Origin of the sequence: Yersinia sp. 1652 StPb PI, from assembly GCF_041538345.1 — a bacterium.
Classification (GTDB): Bacteria; Pseudomonadota; Gammaproteobacteria; order Enterobacterales; family Enterobacteriaceae; genus Yersinia; species Yersinia enterocolitica_E.
The window spans coordinates 3,008,031-3,025,423 of record NZ_JAULSM010000001.1 but is presented as its reverse complement, the minus strand read 5'-3'; the positions used below and the strand labels follow the sequence as shown (position 1 = coordinate 3,025,423).

The window sequence follows — 17,393 nt, the reverse complement described above, 5'->3', positions numbered from 1 at the left end:
TACTATGCTTTATCCGAGCGAAGAACAGTTGTACGCCGCTATCGACTGGCAGGATTGCTCTACTGGATTTGAAGATATTCGTTATCACAAATCCAGCGATGGTATCGCCAAGATAACCATCAACCGCCCCCATGTGCGTAACGCATTCCGCCCGTTAACGGTTAAAGAGATGATTCAGGCGCTGGCTGATGCCCGCTATGACGACAATATCGGGGTGATCATTTTGACCGGTGAAGGTGATAAAGCGTTCTGTTCCGGCGGTGATCAGAAAGTCCGTGGCGACTACGGCGGCTATAAAGACACCAGTGGCGTCCATCATCTGAATGTGTTGGATTTCCAGCGCCAGATCCGCACCTGCCCGAAACCGGTTGTGGCAATGGTTGCAGGTTATTCCATTGGTGGCGGTCATGTATTACACATGATGTGTGACTTAACCGTCGCCGCCGATAACGCTATTTTCGGCCAGACCGGGCCAAAAGTCGGTTCATTCGACGGCGGCTGGGGTGCGGCTTATATGGCGCGCATTGTCGGCCAGAAAAAAGCGCGTGAAATCTGGTTCCTGTGCCGCCAATATGATGCTAAACAAGCCTTGGATATGGGGCTGGTGAATACCGTAGTGCCCATCGCTGAACTGGAACGTGAGACGGTGCGTTGGTGTCGTGAAATGCTGCAAAACAGCCCCATGGCGCTGCGCTGCCTGAAAGCTGCCCTGAATGCTGATTGTGATGGTCAGGCGGGTCTGCAAGAGTTGGCCGGTAACGCCACGATGCTGTTCTATATGACCGACGAAGGTCAGGAAGGGCGTAACGCATTCAATGAGAAACGCCAGCCGGACTTCAGCAAATTCAAGCGTAATCCGTAATGCGCGCGGCCACGCTTTACCACTATAGCCTTCCGATGGAAGCGGGAGTGATACTGCGCCACCAGCGGCTGAAAAGCCGCGATGGGCTACTGGTTAAATTACAGCAGGGCGACCAGATTGGCTGGGGGGAAATTGCCCCCTTACCGGAGTTCAGCCAGGAAACCCTGCCTGAAGCTCAGGTTGTGACACAGCATTGGCTGCAAAACTGGGTGAATGGGGCAGAACCTGAATTTGATGCTTTGCCATCAGTTGCTTTTGGCCTTAGTTGTGCGCTGGCGGAGCTGAATCAAACGCTGCCATTAGCGGCAAATTACCGCAAAGCACCACTGTGCACCGGTGATCCAGATGAGCTATTTGCAGTGTTACAAGCACTGCCTGGGGAAAAAGTCGCCAAGGTGAAAGTCGGGCTGTATGAAGCGGTGCGCGATGGCATGATTGTTAATGTGCTGCTGGAAGCTTTGCCGGATTTGACACTACGGCTGGATGCCAATCGTAGTTGGACGCGGGCGAAAGCTGATGGGTTTGCGAAATATGTCAATCCTGAACTGCGTGCCCGCATTGCATTTTTGGAAGAACCTTGTAAAACCCGCGCCGAGTCTCGAGAGTTTGCCCGTGACTCGGGGATTGCTATCGCTTGGGATGAGAGCGTGCGCGAGGCTGATTTTAAGGTTGAAGCCGAACCCGGCGTGGTGGCGATTGTTATCAAACCGACGCTGGTGGGCAGCATCAGCCGCTGTCAGCAACTGGTGCAGCAAGCGCATCAGGCGGGATTAGTGGTGGTGATCAGTTCCAGCATTGAATCCAGTCTTGGCTTAACCCAACTGGCCCGGCTGGCTGATTGGCTGACACCGGATACCGTGCCGGGGTTGGATACACTGAACCTGATGCAGGCACAGTTAGTCCGTCCGTGGCCGGAGAGTCCCTTGCCTATGGTAACAACCGAACAGTTGGACGTGCTATGGCACAGTTGAATGATTGGCCCTGGCAATATTCTTCTCCCTGGACTTACTCTTCTCCTTGGAAATACTGGGCCAATCTGCGACCTCAGGCGATCGCCATCCGCTCGGGGTCACAACTGATCAGTTGGCAACAATTGGCGGCTGATATCGATAGCCTGGCGGCGGGTTTTCAACTGCAAGGTGTCGTCCCCGGTAGTGGTGTGGTACTGCGTGGTAAGAATAGTCACACATTGTTGATGGCTTATCTGGCGGCATTGCAGTGTGGCGCGCGCGTTTTACCGCTCAATCCACAGTTACCTGATGCGTTGCTGGTACCGCTTCTGCCCCAGTTGGATATTGATTTTGTGCTGAACCTGGCAGCCCCGTTGTCAGCGGCTCTCTGCTTCACGCCCCTGGTACTTGATACCGATAACGCCGTTATGACACCGGTTGTCTGGGATAGTCTACGGCTGGCGACGATGACATTAACGTCGGGCTCTTCCGGTTTACCCAAAGCCGCAGTGCATTCGCTGGCGGCGCATCTGGTTAGCGCCGATGGCATATTAAAGCTGATGAGTTTCACCTCGACGGATAGCTGGTTGCTGTCGTTACCGCTGTTTCATGTCTCGGGGCAGGGGATTGTCTGGCGCTGGCTGAGTGCCGGGGCCACCTTGGTGGTGCAGGAGGGGATGGCATTGCATGATGCACTGGCCGGATGTAGCCACGCTTCTTTAGTTCCCACTCAGCTATGGCGGTTACTGGCAACAGATGACTTGGTGTTAACACTGAAAGAGGTGTTACTGGGGGGAGCAACCATCCCGACCACCCTGACACAACATGCCGAAGCCCGTGGCATCCGCTGTTGGTGCGGTTATGGACTGACGGAGTCGGCCTCAACGGTTTGTGCCAAACGTGCCGATGGCTTGCCCGGTGTGGGGGTAGCGCTGGCGGGGCGCGAGGTAAAACTGGTAGCAGATGAAGTATGGATAAAAGCAGATTGCCTTGCGGCGGGTTACTGGCAGCAGGGAAAGTTGCGGCCAATAACTGACAGTGAAGGGTGGTTTCATACCCGCGATCGCGGTCTGTGGCAGCAAGGTGAACTGCATATTCTCGGGCGGCTGGATAATCTGTTTTTCAGTGGTGGCGAGGGCATTCAGCCGGAGGATATTGAGCGGGTTTTGTCACAGTATCCGGGGATACAACAAGCTTTCGTCGTGCCGATGGTTGATGCTGAATTCGGCCACCGACCGGTCGCGGTGATAGATGCTGCCGATGAGGTGGATGAGGTGAGTTTATCAGATTGGCTGATACCACAGTTGGCGGTATTCCAGCGACCAATTGCGTTTTACCGTTTACCGGCGGCGCTTAAGCAGGGGGGGATTAAGCAGGGGGGGATTAAGGTATCCAGACAGGCGGTTATTGATTTTGTGGCTAAGTTGATTTGATTTGATTTGGTGATCGGGTTCGGTTGTTAAAGCACCGGGTAAACAGCCATCGTCTTTATCGGTAATATTCCTGATTGCGCCTCAACGTCAAAAGAGAAAATCAAAACCCTGTCTTTAGGGTCTTGACCTTAAAAAGCACATTTGAGCTGCCGAGTGAAGAATGTAGCAAGGGAAATCCGGCATGGACGCCGGATTTAGGCGTTACGCGGAGGGACCCACGACAACACTGCGAAGCAGTTTTGAACAACGCTTGCGTTGGCCCGGAGGGTAGCCTCGAAGAGGCTATAATAGCCGTCCCGTCAGCGAAATGATGAGCCGAGGGTACCTGTGAAGCAGGCAGGCGATACGTGCGCAAGCGCGGGATTCCACAAGGGGGCCGCTGCCCCCTTTAGCGGTTGGTTCATCGTAGGTTAAGTTAACTCGGTGCTTTAACAACCGGACCTGATCACCGAAGCAATTAGCAACCTAACATGATCACTTAATCGATTAACAACCGAACTAATCACGAATAATGATAGATAAGCCCTAATTTAACCCTAGCGCCTTTTTAACCCCATCACCATAATCCGGGTGAACCTGAGTAAACAACGCCACCTGACGGCGCTGAATATCTTCCGGTACTTGTGACAACTCACCGGCAATGCGGGTAAACATCCGCTGATGCTCCTCTTCACTCAGCAGGTTAAACAACGCCCGTGGCTGGGAGAAGTAATCATCATCCTCACGGTGATTCCAGTGATCTGCTGCGCCTTCCAGTGTTAATGGCGGTTCGCTGAAATCAGGTTGTTCCTGGAACAGGCCAAAACTGTTTGGCTCATAAGTTGCACCATTACCACTGTTACCATCAACACGCATTGCGCCATCGCGATGGTAGTTATGGAACGGGCATTTAGCACTGTTGACAGGGATCTGATGATGGTTCACACCTAAGCGATAGCGTGCAGCGTCGCCGTAAGAGAACAGCCGGCCTTGTAACATCCGATCAGGGGAGAAACTCACCCCCGGCACCACGTTAGCCGGATTAAATGCCGCTTGCTCAACTTCGGCAAAGTAGTTTTCCGGGTTACGGTTCAGTTCGAAGAAACCAACATCAATCAGTTGGTAATCGCCGTGTGGCCACACTTTGGTCAGATCAAACGGGTTGTAAGGTGTTTGTGAGGCTTCATGTTCCGGCATCACCTGAATTTGTAGATTCCAGCGCGGGAAGTCTTTACGCTCAATAGCGTCATACAGGTCACGTTGGGAGCTTTCCCGATCAGTTCCAACCAGTTTTTCAGCCTCATCATCCATAAGGTTTTCAATGCCTTGTTGGCAGCGGAAATGGAATTTAACCCAGAAACGCTCATTGTTGGCATTGATAAAACTGAAGGTATGGCTGCTGAACCCATGCATATGACGATAAGATTTTGGCAGGCCACGGTCACTGAAATCGATCGTTAACTGATGCAGAGACTCAGGGAGTTGGGAGAAGAAATCCCACTTATAAATAGGGTTGCGCAGGTTAGTGCGAGGGTCACGTTTAACCACGTGGTTCAGGTCAGGGAATTTCAGCGGGTCACGTAGATAGAACACCGGCGTATCGTTACCCACTAAATCCCAGTTCCCTTCCTCGGTATAATATTTCATGGCGAAGCCACGAATATCACGTTCGGCATCGGCAGCACCACGTTCACCAGCCACCGTTGAGAAGCGGACAAACATTTCGGTTTGTTTGCCTATTTCTGCGAAAATTTTTGCGCGGGTATATCGGGTAATATCGTGGGTAACAGTAAAGGTACCGTAGGCACCGGAGCCTTTAGCATGCATGCGGCGTTCTGGGATCACTTCACGATCGAAATGGGCCAGTTTTTCCAAAAACCACACATCTTGTAATAGCATTGGGCCACGTCGGCCCGCAGTAACAACATTATTATTATCAACAACGGGTGCGCCCGCAGCAGTAGTTAATCCTTTCTTTTTGCTCATCATTTTCTCCAGTATGGCTGTTGAATTGATTGCTTTCTCGGGTGTTTTACAGCATTACATCGCGTCAAAAGCCTGATTGACAAAATAATAATTTAAACAACAACAAGGGGTTATTCTTTGATCTCCACACTAGTTGTAGCCTTATTGGTTGTATTCAGCAAATAGGCATACCTTATCGTTGTTATTGTTAGCATAATACGGATCTATAGCTTCGATATTTACAATCATTTGAATTACTGTGGTATTTAATCGGTTTTTGGTATGTTTATGCTGTTTTTTTCGGTTAAACTCGGACAGGAAAAACCTGTCGGCCAGAATTTGCTCGCGGGTGACATCACGAATAACGAGAGAAAAATATGAAAAAGCATTTAATCGCGTGTGCAGCCAGCCTGCTGTTTGTGGCGGGTTCCGCCAGTGCCGTGAGTTTTAATGGTGAAGTCGGCAGTGATTACACCAATTTAGGTTTTGGCATGGGCACCAACACTGGCGGTTTGGCTATCAATGGTAACTGGGCACGTAGTGATCACGATGGTGATGTCTACGGACTGGGGCTGGGCTTCAACCTCCCCCTCGGCCCAATGATGGCAACGGTCGGTGGCAAGGGTATCTATATGGCACCGGAAGACGGTAGCAGCGGTGGTGCAATTGCGATTGGCGGTGGGTTAACCTATCCTATCAACAAATCGTTCACTCTGTACGGTGAAGGTTATTTCGCCCCGGAAGAGCTGACCAGTGGCATGAAATCCTATAGCGAAGCTAACGGTGGCTTGCGCTGGAGTGTATTCCGCCCGTTAACCGTGGATGTCGGTTACCGCTATATCAATATGAAAGGTAAAGACGGACATCGGGATAACCGTGTGGCGGATGGCGTGTATATCGGCGCAGGTTTAGCATTTTGATTATCCTTCGTCCTTGATGTTGCAGCGTTGTGGGCCGCGCTCGCTCACCCGAATCACTGACGTGAGTCAGCTCATCGGGATTTTCTCGTTTGCCGCCTAGCTGCAACGCCAATGGCTTTGGATAATAAATTGATTTTAATGATAAATCGGTAATTTTTGATTAAAAAAGGGCGCATTCCTGACAGGATATGCGCCCTTTTAATTGGGGAGGGCATTAGCCGACAGCCGGTAATGCGCCAGTCACTATCCCCACTTGAATGGCAATGACCATCACACCACAGGCAAATACCGCAGCCAGTGCTGGTTTCCCACCCCAGACCCGATAGTGCCCCTGATGGACCTTACGGGCTTTCCACGCCAGCATTGCAGGCAGCAGTAATGCCAGAACTGACAGCGCCACCGCAGCAAAGCCCAATGCCATAATAAAGCCACGCGGGTAAAACAGCGCAAACAGCAACGGGGGGGTGAAGGTGATAACCCCCGTTTGCAAGCGGCCTCGCACTGAATTACGACGTTTAAATAAGTCGGCCAGATAATCGAACAACCCTAAGGCCACACCAAGGAATGAGGTAGCCAGTGCCAGGTCTGCAAACAGGTGTACTGCCAGCTCAACGTGAGGTGAGGCCACGACATCGCGTACCGCTTGTAATAAGCCGTTCAAACCTGCCTGTTGCGCCAAAATACCGACAAAGGTATGAGAGGAAATAGCCCCAAGCGTGGTCAACTGCCAGAAGATATAGGCAACCAGCGGAATGGCGCTGCCGATAATAAATACCCAGCGCAACTTGCGAATATTGCCACCCATGTAATTGACGATACTCGGCACACTGCCGTGGAAGCCAAATGAGGTGAATATCACCGGAATAGCGGACAGTGCCAACCCTTGTTCCAGCGGCAGTGTCAGTAGGTTGGTTTTTTCGATATGCGGCATCATCAGTGCCAGCATCACAATCAGAAAAATGATTTTGGCGCTAAATAAGATGCGATTGAATAAGTCGACTGAGTGGGTGCCGATACAGACCACACCGCCCGCGACCAGTGTAAACAGCAATACGCCGAGTGAGGTTGGAAACGATTGTTGCGTCCATTGGCTGATACTGGTTGCCAGTAATTCACCGGCGCCGCTGATATAGGCAGCAGTCAGGGCATACATCAGAAACATCATACTGAAACCAGTCAACCATTGGCCCCGGTTGCCAAGATAGCGTTTGGCCAAAGTACCAAGCCCGGTATCTGCCGCTTCATGCTGATAAACTTCAACCAGCAGTAAAGCGGTGTAACACATTAATATCCAAAGAGAAATAAGCAATACAAGTGTGACACCAAAGCCCACGCCTGCGGCTGCCAATGGCATCGCCAACATACCTGCACCAATGGTGGTGCCGGCAACGATAAATATACTGCCCAGAGTGCGATTCTTCACGCTTTCCTCTACTACATGACAATTTATTGGAATTATTGAGTGCAGCAGGGTAGTGGATTGCCCTGTTTGTGTCAAATGGACGTTACGCAAGGTGTAAACTTATCGTTACTATGATGAATGCACTGAAAAATAGATTGTTCGCGGGGTTGTTTATTTCGATGATGGATAACCATTGTGTTTATACGGTGAGATTTATAAAGTGAATGTATTCCCGTCATACTTCAAGCCGCATGTGCGTTGGCTGCGTTCATTACTCGGCCCGTCCATGGGCCTGGCCTCTGTGAGGCCGCTGCCTGCCGCCTTCCTGCAACTCGAATTATTTAGGGTATATAAGTAACCACGGAGAAAAAAATGATCAGAGTTGAGATGTTGAGTACCGGAGATGAAGTGCTGCATGGGCAGATTATCGATACCAACGCGGCATGGCTGGCTGACTATTTATTTAATCAAGGCTTGCCAATCAGCAGTAGGGAAACGGTCGGTGACTCACTTTCGGCACTGATAGAAGTGCTGACCGAACGCAGTCAGGTTGCTGATGTGTTGATTGTCAACGGCGGGCTGGGGCCAACCAGTGATGATCTGAGCGCATTGGCTGCCGCCCGCGCCGCCGGAACGGAGCTGGTTGAACACCCGGAATGGATCGCACGTATGGAGGCTTTCTTCCATGAGCGCGGCAGGGTGATGTCGGCGACTAACCGTAAACAGGCACATATTCCGGCTAATGCTGAAATGCTGGATAACCCAGTAGGCACGGCGTGCGGTTTCGCGTTACGGCTAAATAAGTGCCTGATGTTCTTCACACCCGGCGTGCCATCAGAGTTTAAAGTAATGGTTGAACAGCAAATCATGCCACGTTTACGCCAACATTTTGATGTGGCCGAACCCCCATTATGCTTACGTATGACCACTTTTGGCCGCTCGGAAAGTGATTTGGCACAGGAACTGGACCCACTGCGACTCCCTGAGGGGGCGGTGTTAGGCTACCGTTCATCTGCACCGATTATTGAATTGAAGCTGACCGGTCCTGCCTCGCAACATCAGGCGATGGAACAGGTATGGCAGCAGGTGAGGGAAGTGGCGGGAGACAGCACCCTATTTGAAGGTACGCGAGGGTTGCCGGCATTGTTAGCTGAGCAATTGAACCAACGCGGCTTGCTACTGGCGGTGAGCGAACAATTTACCGGCGGGTTGATGAACTGGCAGTTGCAGAGTGCTGGTGTGCCATTGGCGGGCGGTGAACTGCTACCGGCGCATTGTCAGGAGACATTAGACGAGATTGCCTGCCGTGCACAATCGTTATCTATGTTGTGTGGTGCGCAAGTGGTGCTGGCGGTCGGCGCTATGCAAAATGATCACCTGAGTGTGGCTCTGTATACCCCTGAAGGAACATTTGCTCAAACAGTACGTTATCAGGCCAGCCGTCATGGTCTGCGTATTCGCCAGGAAAGCAGTGCGATGCTGGCGCTGGATATGGTGCGCCGTTGGTTGAATGGTCGCCCGGTGTGTGGTCAGCATGGCTGGTTAGATGTAGTTAAGATTTTGTAGTTAATCAATAACTCTCGATAATAAAAAGGCGCGTATTTAAATTGCGCCTTTTTATTATATTCATATTATTTATTATCCTGATTTTATATTTATTACTGCTCTGTTGTTTTATTTGTTGTTTTGTTTTTACACTTGCGTTATTTTTACTTTATCTATTTAACTGCTTAGGTGCTGACTTATATCTATTTTTTAATTACTTGAATCGGGTGGTTTTATTATGATTCGTAATTATTTATATTTTAGTTATGTTAAGTACCAATAATTATAAAATGCCATCACATGCTAAAAATGAGATATTATTCTGACTGCTGGCTTGTGTTTGCTTTACCAGAGATACAATCGGCGGTTAATGTTCCTTTTCATAAAAATAAACTACCACAATGGAAGGGAATTTCCATATCGACTAAAAGGTTTCTTTTATCGCATATTAAACGTTAAGGAAGAACATTATGTATCCTAAGATAAATATAAGCAGGCTGTTATGTGATAAAACGTGGGTGAGATATTTAATAACATTGTTGATAATGTTTTTACTAATGATGCCACCATTTTCTTTTGCCGAAAATCACCCCGATTTTGTTTGTGGTAAATTTAATGGTCATGTAATGGAAGTGCCGAATAGCTATGTTTTTTACTGGACAGAATATAGCGGTACCAGCGCCTGGGGCTACAGTTTTACTGAAAATACAAAAGGGTGTGATACCGATTTCGTAGCATTACCGATGATAATAAATTGGCCGGATATGCAACCTGGTGATAAATCACTATGGTATAAGAAAAAAGAAAATTTTGGTGGAATAAGAGTAAGTATTCACCCGTTAAAACGACCTGACACCGATATGAATTATAAGCGTGATGTTTATCTTGAAAAACAAAATGATAAAGTATTTGAACCTGTGGTTGATCTTGATGAATTAGAATTGTTTTCTGTCAAAGTAACCAAAAAAATAATTAGAAAAAACACAAGGGACAAAAAAAATCATTATTGGCTAGATAAGGATGTCATTACTTATTACTGGTCAGAGGTTGATGGGCGAGTACCGGTAGTATTTGACTGTAAGTGGTTGCCGATGAAGAAAATATATTATCTTTGTGAAGCTTGGTTTATCATGCCGGAAATAGGCTCACTGGTTAGGGTTATTTTCACCATAGATAAACTTCCTCAGTGGCAAGCTATTGTGAATAATACTCAGCAATTTATTTTATCGCATATTAAATATTAAGGAGAATAATGATGCCTCCTGATATAAACACCAATTGGTTATTAAATAATAAAACTCAAATGAGAAGGTTAATACTGTTACTTTTAATAATGTCACCACTCGGATTTGCCGAAAATCGCCCCGGTTTTGTTTGTGGTAAATTTAATGGTCATGTAATGGAAGTGCCGGATAGCTATATTATTTACTGGGCGGAATATGAAGGGGCCAGTGCCTGGGATCCGGACTTTATTAATAATAAAAAAGGTTGTGATGCCAATTTTGTGGTGCTGCCAATGATCGCCAGTTGGCCGGATATGCAGCCGGGGGATCAGGAGCTGTGGTATAAACAGGGGCTGGAGTATGAAGGGCTAAGAATGCGTGTTGAGCCATATAGACGCACAGATACTGATGTTGCTTTTATGCGCGATGCCTATCTTAGACTTAGAAAATACGAGAATAAAACTTTTGATCCGGTTGTTTATATTAATGAATTAGGGCTTTTTTTTGTTAAAGCTACCAGTAAATTATTCCGGGCAGAACCACAGGATAGGAATAGCCCTTATTGGTTTGATGAGGATGTTAATGGTTATTACTGGGCAGAAGTTAACGGGCGGGTGCCGGTGGTATTTGACTGTCAGTGGTTGCCGTTAGAGAAAAGATATTATATCTGTGAGGCCATTTTTGTGATGCCAGAAATAGGCTCACTGGTTGAAGTGACTTTTACAGTAGAAAAATTACCGCAATGGAGAGCCATTGTGAGTAATACCCAACAATTTCTTTTATCGCATATTAAACGTTAAGGAAGAACATTATGTTCCCTAAGATAAATATAAGCAGGTTGTTATGTGATAAAACGCGGGTGAGATATTTTGTCATATTATTTCTAATGGCTTTTCTGCTAATGTCATCACTCAGTTTCGCCGAAAATCGCCCCGGTTTTGTTTGTGGTAAATTTAATGGTCATGTAATGGAAGTGCCCAAGGCCTATATTATCTACTGGGCGGAATATGAAGGGAAAAGCTCCTGGACACCTGGTTTTACTAAAAATAAAAAAGGCTGCGATGCCAATTTTACCTCTTTACCCATGATAACCAGTTGGCCGGATATGCAGCCGGGGGATAAATCGAAATGGTATAAACAGGGGTTGGAGTATGAAGGGCTAAGAATGCGTGTTGAGCCATTTAAACGCACAGATACTGATATCACCTTTAAACGTGACTTTTTTCTAAGAAAACAAAATGATAGAACCTTTGATCCAGTTATTTATATCGATAAATTAGGGCTATTTTTCGTTAAAGCCACCAGAAAATTATTCCGGGCAGAACCACAGGATAGGAATAGTCCTTATTGGTTTGATGAGGATGTTAATGGTTATTACTGGGCAGAAGCTAACGGGAGGATACCCGTGATATTTGACTGTCAGTGGTTGCCGTTAGAGAAAAGATATTATATCTGTGAGGCCATTTTTGTGATGCCGGAAATAGGTTCACTTGTTCGCATCTTTTTTACAGTAGAAAAATTACCGCAATGGAGATCCATTGTTAGCAGTACTCAGCAGTTTCTTTTATCGCATATTAAACGTTAAGGAAGGTTATTATGCTACAACAAAATAGCAATGCAGGTAAGTTACAACTTAATGCCGCCGATCTGGCTTATGCCCGGCAATTATTGGAATCTCACAGGGAGAGTAAAGACCCCGGCCCGATGTATGATTTTTTAGCCAGCAAAGGCGATCGCTATGCCATATTAGCCAATGGTGTAGCCAGGGGGGATTCTATCGCTGGTGCCATGGCTATTCACAATATGGAAAGTGTGGGGGTCCGTCATAATAAACACCTCACTGAAACGGATATTAAGCATATTCGTTATGATATGGCGCACGGCTATCTTGATACCCAGCAAAACAGGCTGGACGAAAGCCTGACAGGCATTATCTATGGTGATATCGGCCATGAGCAAGCTGCACAGTTTCACAATAGTGTTTTTAAGAAGCATGGATTACCCGCAGAGGCCTGGACGTTAACCGAGGTTTTCAACGCGATGACTGAAGATAGTCAGCCAATTTATTGGGAACAAACGTTGAGCACCTGCGGCAGGCCATTTGAAGAACTAAAGCACTCGTTTAAAACCTATCAATTGATGGCTTACAGCTCGTCGTTTGGTCCTGATGATACCCAAAAAAGCTCCCGCCAATGGTTGGACAGAATGGATTCTCTCCCAGGTTACTGGGCGCTAGGGAAAAGTGCCACCAGCCAGCTCTTTAGCTCCGACGAAGAAGTCGCACCAGTCTCAACCGAGATGTGCAATATCGACATCACCATCAATCCAACCCCACAAGCGGTTCAGCGCATTGCCGATGAAGATCAGGCGCGGCGTGATGTCACCAACGGCTATCTGGTGAATAAGCCTACTCACAGTTTCTCCTTTACTGACGGTAGCTTGGATAACACCGATTTTGCCTCGGTGCAGATGGGCGCTATGGCATCGGGCGGAGTTCGCCCGGGTGAAGTTCAGCTTGATCCCAATATCCAGCCCAGCCGCTATTTATCTGATTACTATCTGGAACGACCCAGTTATATGCTGCCGGAAACCGGGCTGTTTGATGCCGCCACCCTCAATGGTTTATCAGCACAAACCACGGTTAACACTTATGTTGACCCGCTGCTGCTGGATTTAAGTGGCAAGGGGGTCTCCATGACCGGCATTGAAGATGGGGTGCTGTTTGATACCGATAACAGCGGCACGCTGAAACGCACCGGCTGGGCAGGGCCGGATACCGGTATGCTGGTTATCGATAATGGCAGCGGGAAAATAGATAATATCAGCCAGATGTATTCGGAATATTACGGTGGCACGGCCGGTGTGAAGGGGCAGCCGGGGGAAAAACGCTATCAGGACGGTTTTGCTGCACTGGCCAGTGAAGATGACGATAGCAGTGGTGTCATTGACCGGCGTGATCCAATCTGGCACAAATTGCGTATTTGGCAGGATAGCTCCCATAACGGCAGGGTCGATCCCGGTGAGTTGAAAACGCTGGATGACTGGGGGATTACGCAAATCAAAGTTAATGCTAACGCGGTTGAGGATAATCGTCAGGGCAATAGGGTGCTGGCGCGTAGCAAGTTTACTATCGAGGGACAGCTACGGGAAGTGCTGGCGGTGAATTTTGTCAGTTCCCCCGTCAGTAACACCGTCACTAAGCGTGGTAAGGAGGGGGCAATTATTCGTTCTGTCACCGCTGAAACGACCACCACCGCTTATGTGCATCTTGCTGATAAAGGCGCCGCGTTATCGGCCAATATTCTGAAAACAAATAATATCTATGGCGGCAGCAGGGATGACATCTTAACCGCCAGCCCTAAAGGGAGCTGGTTAGCCGGGCGTGGTGGCAGTAATAGTTATATTGGTAAGAGCGGCAACGATGTATTTGTTATCAGCGCCAGTGATGATCCAACTCGAATTCGTGGCAATGGCGGGCGCGATACGGTGTTGATTGTCGGCGATAAAGGGGTGGCGCTGAATATGGCGCGCAGTGGTATCACTATTGCGCAGGGCGGCGATGGTGACGACATTATTGTCAGTGGCGGCAATAACAGTGTGTTTATTAAAGGTGGTAACGGCAATGCCACACTGGTCGGCGGTGGCGGTAATGACGTACTGGCCGGTGGCAGTGGCAAGAACCGTATTGTCGGCGGTAGCGGTAAAGCGGTTATTTATGCCGGATCACAGGGCGATACCATCTATGCCGCTGAACAAGGCAGTATTATCCACGCTGGCGGTGGGGCAGATCGCATTTATGGCAATAAGGGCCATGATGTGATTGAAGCCGGTCAGGGCAATGCGCTCATTGATGGTGGCGGTGGTATCAATCTGGTCACCCTGCATGGCAGCTATGCAGATTACGCCATTACCCGCACTGACAGTGGCTACCAGATAAGGGATAGCGTGGCTGGTCGTGATGGCACCCTGACACTGAAAAATATTCAAAAACTGAATTTTGCTGATATCTCTGCGGTGGCGTTGGATTCGAATAATGTGATCCCGGTGGATGATCAGTTACGAATCACTAAATTTGGCAAACCAATTAATCGTAACTGGCCGCAATACATTCCTTCTGCTGATTTGTTGGGGAATGATATGCGTTTTAATGCTGGCGCACCCTTACAAATTGCTGCGCTAAGTGATGCCATCGGTTGTCGGGTTTGGCTCGTTCCGAATGGAGACGTGAAGTTTATACCTGACAACAAATACAGCGGCGTGATGAGTTTTAAATATCAAGTAAAGAGTGCCACCGGCGATCCGGCTATTTCTGTGGTTGATTTATCCAGCGGAGAATCCGCGCTGATGCAGGCAACGGTAACGCTATTAACGCCGGATATCCCTCAAGATCCCTTGGTCGCCAAACAAACTTATTTGAATAAAGTCAATGTGATACCTGTCTGGTCTGATTATACCGGTAAAGGTGTGCGCATTGGTCAGTTTGAACCGGGCGGGCAGTTCGCCACCGGCCCAGAGATTTTCGATATTCAGCATCCTGATTTAAGCGCCAATGTTGATTCCGCCTGGCTGGAAACACAAAAGAGCACCGGAACACTGCCCGCCGATGTTTCCAACCATGCCACGATGGTGGCCGGTGTGATTGTGGCGGCAAAAAATAATCTCGGTGGGGTGGGAGTGGCCTATGATGCCACTTTAGGCGGGCACTATCTTAGCAACGAAGGGGCGGATTTTACCACCCTGGGTAAGATGTCCAGTTATGATGTGGTTAATCACAGTTGGGGCTTCGCCCATGATTTTGCTCTGAGTAACTTACCGGGCAACAGTGTTAATTTACCGAATATCCTAAACATGACACTGCAATATGCAGCGGAAAATGGCCGTGGCGGATTAGGCACCATTATTGTTAGTGCGGGAGGTAATCAGCGTGAACAGGGGGGCAGCGCGCAAGGTTCACTCATCAATAACAGCCGCTTTGGTATTCAGGTCGGGGCGGTCAATGCGCTGGCTGATCTTTCCACCCTTCAGCCGCGGTCAGTGCCTTTCTCTAACCCTGGCGCCAGTTTGCTCGTGTCGGCTCCGGGGAGTCAGGTTATTTCCAGCAGCAACCAGCTTGAAACCGAGCGTGGTGCCGTGTTTGGTGCCAGATACAGCACTGAACAAGGAACCAGTTTTGCCGCCCCCATTGTTTCAGGGATTGCCGCATTGATGTTGCAAGCCAATCGCAATCTGGGTTACCGCGATGTGCAACAGATCCTCGCCTTGTCGGCTCGTCGGGTGGATGATTCAGGCACCCAATGGCGCAGCAATAATGCCAAAAATTGGAATGGTGGCGGTATGCATGTGAGCCATGATTACGGTTTTGGTGCAGTGGATGCGCGGGCGGCAGTGCGTTTGGCTGAAACATGGATCCCCCAACAGACCGGTGCTAATCAACAGGTATTGGAGAACAGCTATGATTACCCGGCAGGGGGCAGGCTATCTGCTGGGGAAGCAAACGATTCATATCTCACTTTGGCCGATGGTCTCAATGTTGAGCAGGTCGAAGTTGATTTTAGCGCCAATGTAGGTCGTTTGGGGGATTTGACCGTGAGATTAGTCTCGCCGGGTGGCAGTGAAAGTATTTTGGTTGATGGTGTTGGCAGAAAAAAAAGCGCAGATAGCCCCCATGCTACGGATACCGGTAGTACTCTTGCAGGCGATTTTAACTATACCTTTATGTCTACACATCATCGGGGTGAGAACTCGGGTGGGATATGGCGATTAGCGGTTAAAGATGCCAGTAATGGTTTACCCATCAGGTTGAATAGTTGGTCATTACGGCTGTTTGGTAACAATCTGAGTGCAGATGATACCTACTTTTATACCGACGAGTTTGCCGACCAGGCTGCGCGGCAACCCGCCCGCATGCTGCTTGATGATGCCGTTAATGGGACGGTTGGTGGGCGTAATACGCTGAATATGGCGGCGATATCAGGCGATATTAAGGCTAACTTAGCCGGTGGGAATGTGGCACTCGGCGGGGCCAATTTGATCATTCGCTCACCGGAGACTATCCATAATTTGATCAGTGGTGATGGTGACGATCATCTCACTGCGGCTGGGGGCAATAGCTTGCTTGACGGGGGGCGCGGCAGAAATGTGCTGACCGGGGGGGCAGGTAAAGATGCTTTTGTGGTTCGTCAGCGCGCCAATGGCCGGGATGAGATAATCAATTTTGATGCCAACAAAGGAGAAGCTATCCACCTGGTGGGCTTTTCTGGTTTAAAATTTAGTGAGTTAGAGTTGATGCAATTGCGGACCGACACCAGAATCTCACTGCCAGATAAGCAAAGTATTATTATCAAAAATCGACAAGTTAATACGTTCGGGCCACAAAATTTTGTCTTTCAGAATACCTTTAGCGCCCCTGTCGGCTATGTAAACAGCACGGTATTGATAAATGACTCAGCGCCAGCAGAACCCGAGCAAATGGGGATTATGCTCAACGGAGGGGCCAGTGGCATCAGTTTAACTGTTGGGGAAAATGGTAAAATGATTGCCTCACTCGCGGGAACGGTCTATCAGCGTAAGGATGCAGAGCCTGGTGTGTTTGTGGTGTTACAGCAAGAGGGTACATCGGGCTTTGGTAATGCTGTTCGGGGGTTCCGACATGGTATTGATAAAATTGATTTGAGTGCCGTGGGGATTCGGAGTTTTAGTCAATTAACGGTGACGAAAAGAAACGCGGTGATTATTAATGGGCTTGCACTTATCCAGGGAATAAATGTTGACTCTTCAGTACTCAACGCTGAAGGGGAGAGTATCAACCTGATGTATTTGGATGGGTTGGATGTTGAACAACTCGATGCGAACGATTTTATTTTTTCAGCCACTGATGCCATGCAGGCGGATGCCCCCGTTATTGATAACGATGTGGCACAACTGATAACTATAATGCCTGATTTTGTTGATTCTAACCCTGAATTTGCTGGCGTTTATCCACAGCCTAAACTGCCTCAGTTCCTTGCTCATACCCTGGCTGCAAGCAGCTATGTGTCATGAGCACGCGATTGGCTACCGCATTTAGATACCCACTCAGTTGAATGGGTATTTTTAATGTGGGTTTTTAATAATT

Annotated in this window: 11 protein-coding genes; 9 read left to right on the top strand and 2 right to left on the bottom strand. The window is 48.5% G+C overall.

From position 1 onward, the window contains the following. Positions 1 to 4 precede the first annotated feature (4 nt). From menB to menE, 3 genes are read left to right on the top strand one after another with little or no spacing between them, the layout of a single operon-like run. Positions 5 to 862, top strand: a complete 858-nt coding sequence (gene menB / locus Q2T71_RS13810) for a 1,4-dihydroxy-2-naphthoyl-CoA synthase (RefSeq protein WP_005191245.1) — start codon at positions 5 to 7, stop codon at positions 860 to 862. Beyond that, on the top strand, positions 862 to 1,833 hold the full coding sequence (gene menC / locus Q2T71_RS13805; RefSeq protein WP_372559456.1) for an o-succinylbenzoate synthase: 972 nt from the start codon (positions 862 to 864) through the stop codon (positions 1,831 to 1,833). Before menB ends, menC begins: the two co-directional genes overlap by 1 nt. After that, positions 1,821 to 3,245 carry an o-succinylbenzoate--CoA ligase gene (menE, locus tag Q2T71_RS13800; protein WP_372559455.1) on the top strand — a complete coding sequence of 475 codons (1,425 nt, stop codon included), beginning with the start codon at positions 1,821 to 1,823 and terminating at the stop codon, positions 3,243 to 3,245. Before menC ends, menE begins: the two co-directional genes overlap by 13 nt. Before the next feature lie 525 nt (positions 3,246 to 3,770). On the opposite strand, the gene Q2T71_RS13795 is transcribed toward menE, so the two are convergent. Then, positions 3,771 to 5,210, bottom strand: coding sequence for a catalase (locus Q2T71_RS13795; RefSeq protein ID WP_372559454.1), 1,440 nt, complete (start codon positions 5,208 to 5,210; stop codon positions 3,771 to 3,773). A gap of 356 nt (positions 5,211 to 5,566) precedes the next feature. On the opposite strand from Q2T71_RS13795, the gene Q2T71_RS13790 reads away from it, so the two are divergent. After that, on the top strand, positions 5,567 to 6,109 hold the full coding sequence (locus Q2T71_RS13790) for a YfaZ family outer membrane protein (RefSeq protein WP_372559453.1): 543 nt from the start codon (positions 5,567 to 5,569) through the stop codon (positions 6,107 to 6,109). 214 nt (positions 6,110 to 6,323) lie between these two features. On the opposite strand, the gene tyrP is transcribed toward Q2T71_RS13790, so the two are convergent. Next, positions 6,324 to 7,532, bottom strand: coding sequence for a tyrosine transporter TyrP (gene tyrP / locus Q2T71_RS13785; protein WP_372559452.1), 1,209 nt, complete (start codon positions 7,530 to 7,532; stop codon positions 6,324 to 6,326). Between the two features lie 351 nt (positions 7,533 to 7,883). Between tyrP and Q2T71_RS13780 the strand changes: the two genes are divergently transcribed. The 5 genes from Q2T71_RS13780 to Q2T71_RS13760 all read left to right on the top strand — a co-directional run bounded on the left by Q2T71_RS13780 (position 7,884) and on the right by Q2T71_RS13760 (position 17,320). After that, positions 7,884 to 9,077, top strand: a complete 1,194-nt coding sequence (locus tag Q2T71_RS13780; protein ID WP_083158283.1) for a nicotinamide mononucleotide deamidase-related protein YfaY — start codon at positions 7,884 to 7,886, stop codon at positions 9,075 to 9,077. A 449-nt stretch (positions 9,078 to 9,526) separates the two neighbouring features. Then, a complete protein-coding gene (locus Q2T71_RS13775; RefSeq protein WP_372559451.1) occupies positions 9,527 to 10,300 on the top strand; it encodes a hypothetical protein in 774 nt (257 codons plus the stop codon). Between the two features lie 11 nt (positions 10,301 to 10,311). Then, positions 10,312 to 11,079 carry a hypothetical protein gene (locus tag Q2T71_RS13770; protein WP_372559926.1) on the top strand — a complete coding sequence of 256 codons (768 nt, stop codon included), beginning with the start codon at positions 10,312 to 10,314 and terminating at the stop codon, positions 11,077 to 11,079. 11 nt (positions 11,080 to 11,090) lie between these two features. Next, complete coding sequence (locus tag Q2T71_RS13765; protein WP_372559450.1) at positions 11,091 to 11,864, top strand: hypothetical protein; 774 nt, start codon at positions 11,091 to 11,093, stop codon at positions 11,862 to 11,864. Positions 11,865 to 11,875: 11 nt separating this feature from the next. Then, complete coding sequence (locus tag Q2T71_RS13760) at positions 11,876 to 17,320, top strand: S8 family serine peptidase (protein ID WP_372559449.1); 5,445 nt, start codon at positions 11,876 to 11,878, stop codon at positions 17,318 to 17,320. The last annotated feature ends 73 nt before the right edge of the window (positions 17,321 to 17,393 follow it).

Excerpts from the sequence above, each read along its gene's own strand:
- menB (WP_005191245.1), top strand. The coding sequence starts at position 5 with ATGCTTTATCCGAGCGAAGAACAGTTGTACGCCGCTATCGACTGGCAG.
- menC (WP_372559456.1), top strand. The coding sequence starts at position 862 with ATGCGCGCGGCCACGCTTTACCACTATAGCCTTCCGATGGAAGCGGGA.
- menE (WP_372559455.1), top strand. The coding sequence starts at position 1,821 with ATGGCACAGTTGAATGATTGGCCCTGGCAATATTCTTCTCCCTGGACT.
- Q2T71_RS13795 (WP_372559454.1), bottom strand. The coding sequence starts at position 5,210 with ATGAGCAAAAAGAAAGGATTAACTACTGCTGCGGGCGCACCCGTTGTT.
- Q2T71_RS13790 (WP_372559453.1), top strand. The coding sequence starts at position 5,567 with ATGAAAAAGCATTTAATCGCGTGTGCAGCCAGCCTGCTGTTTGTGGCG.
- Q2T71_RS13780 (WP_083158283.1), top strand. The coding sequence starts at position 7,884 with ATGATCAGAGTTGAGATGTTGAGTACCGGAGATGAAGTGCTGCATGGG.
- Q2T71_RS13775 (WP_372559451.1), top strand. The coding sequence starts at position 9,527 with ATGTATCCTAAGATAAATATAAGCAGGCTGTTATGTGATAAAACGTGG.
- Q2T71_RS13770 (WP_372559926.1), top strand. The coding sequence starts at position 10,312 with ATGCCTCCTGATATAAACACCAATTGGTTATTAAATAATAAAACTCAA.
- Q2T71_RS13765 (WP_372559450.1), top strand. The coding sequence starts at position 11,091 with ATGTTCCCTAAGATAAATATAAGCAGGTTGTTATGTGATAAAACGCGG.
- Q2T71_RS13760 (WP_372559449.1), top strand. The coding sequence starts at position 11,876 with ATGCTACAACAAAATAGCAATGCAGGTAAGTTACAACTTAATGCCGCC.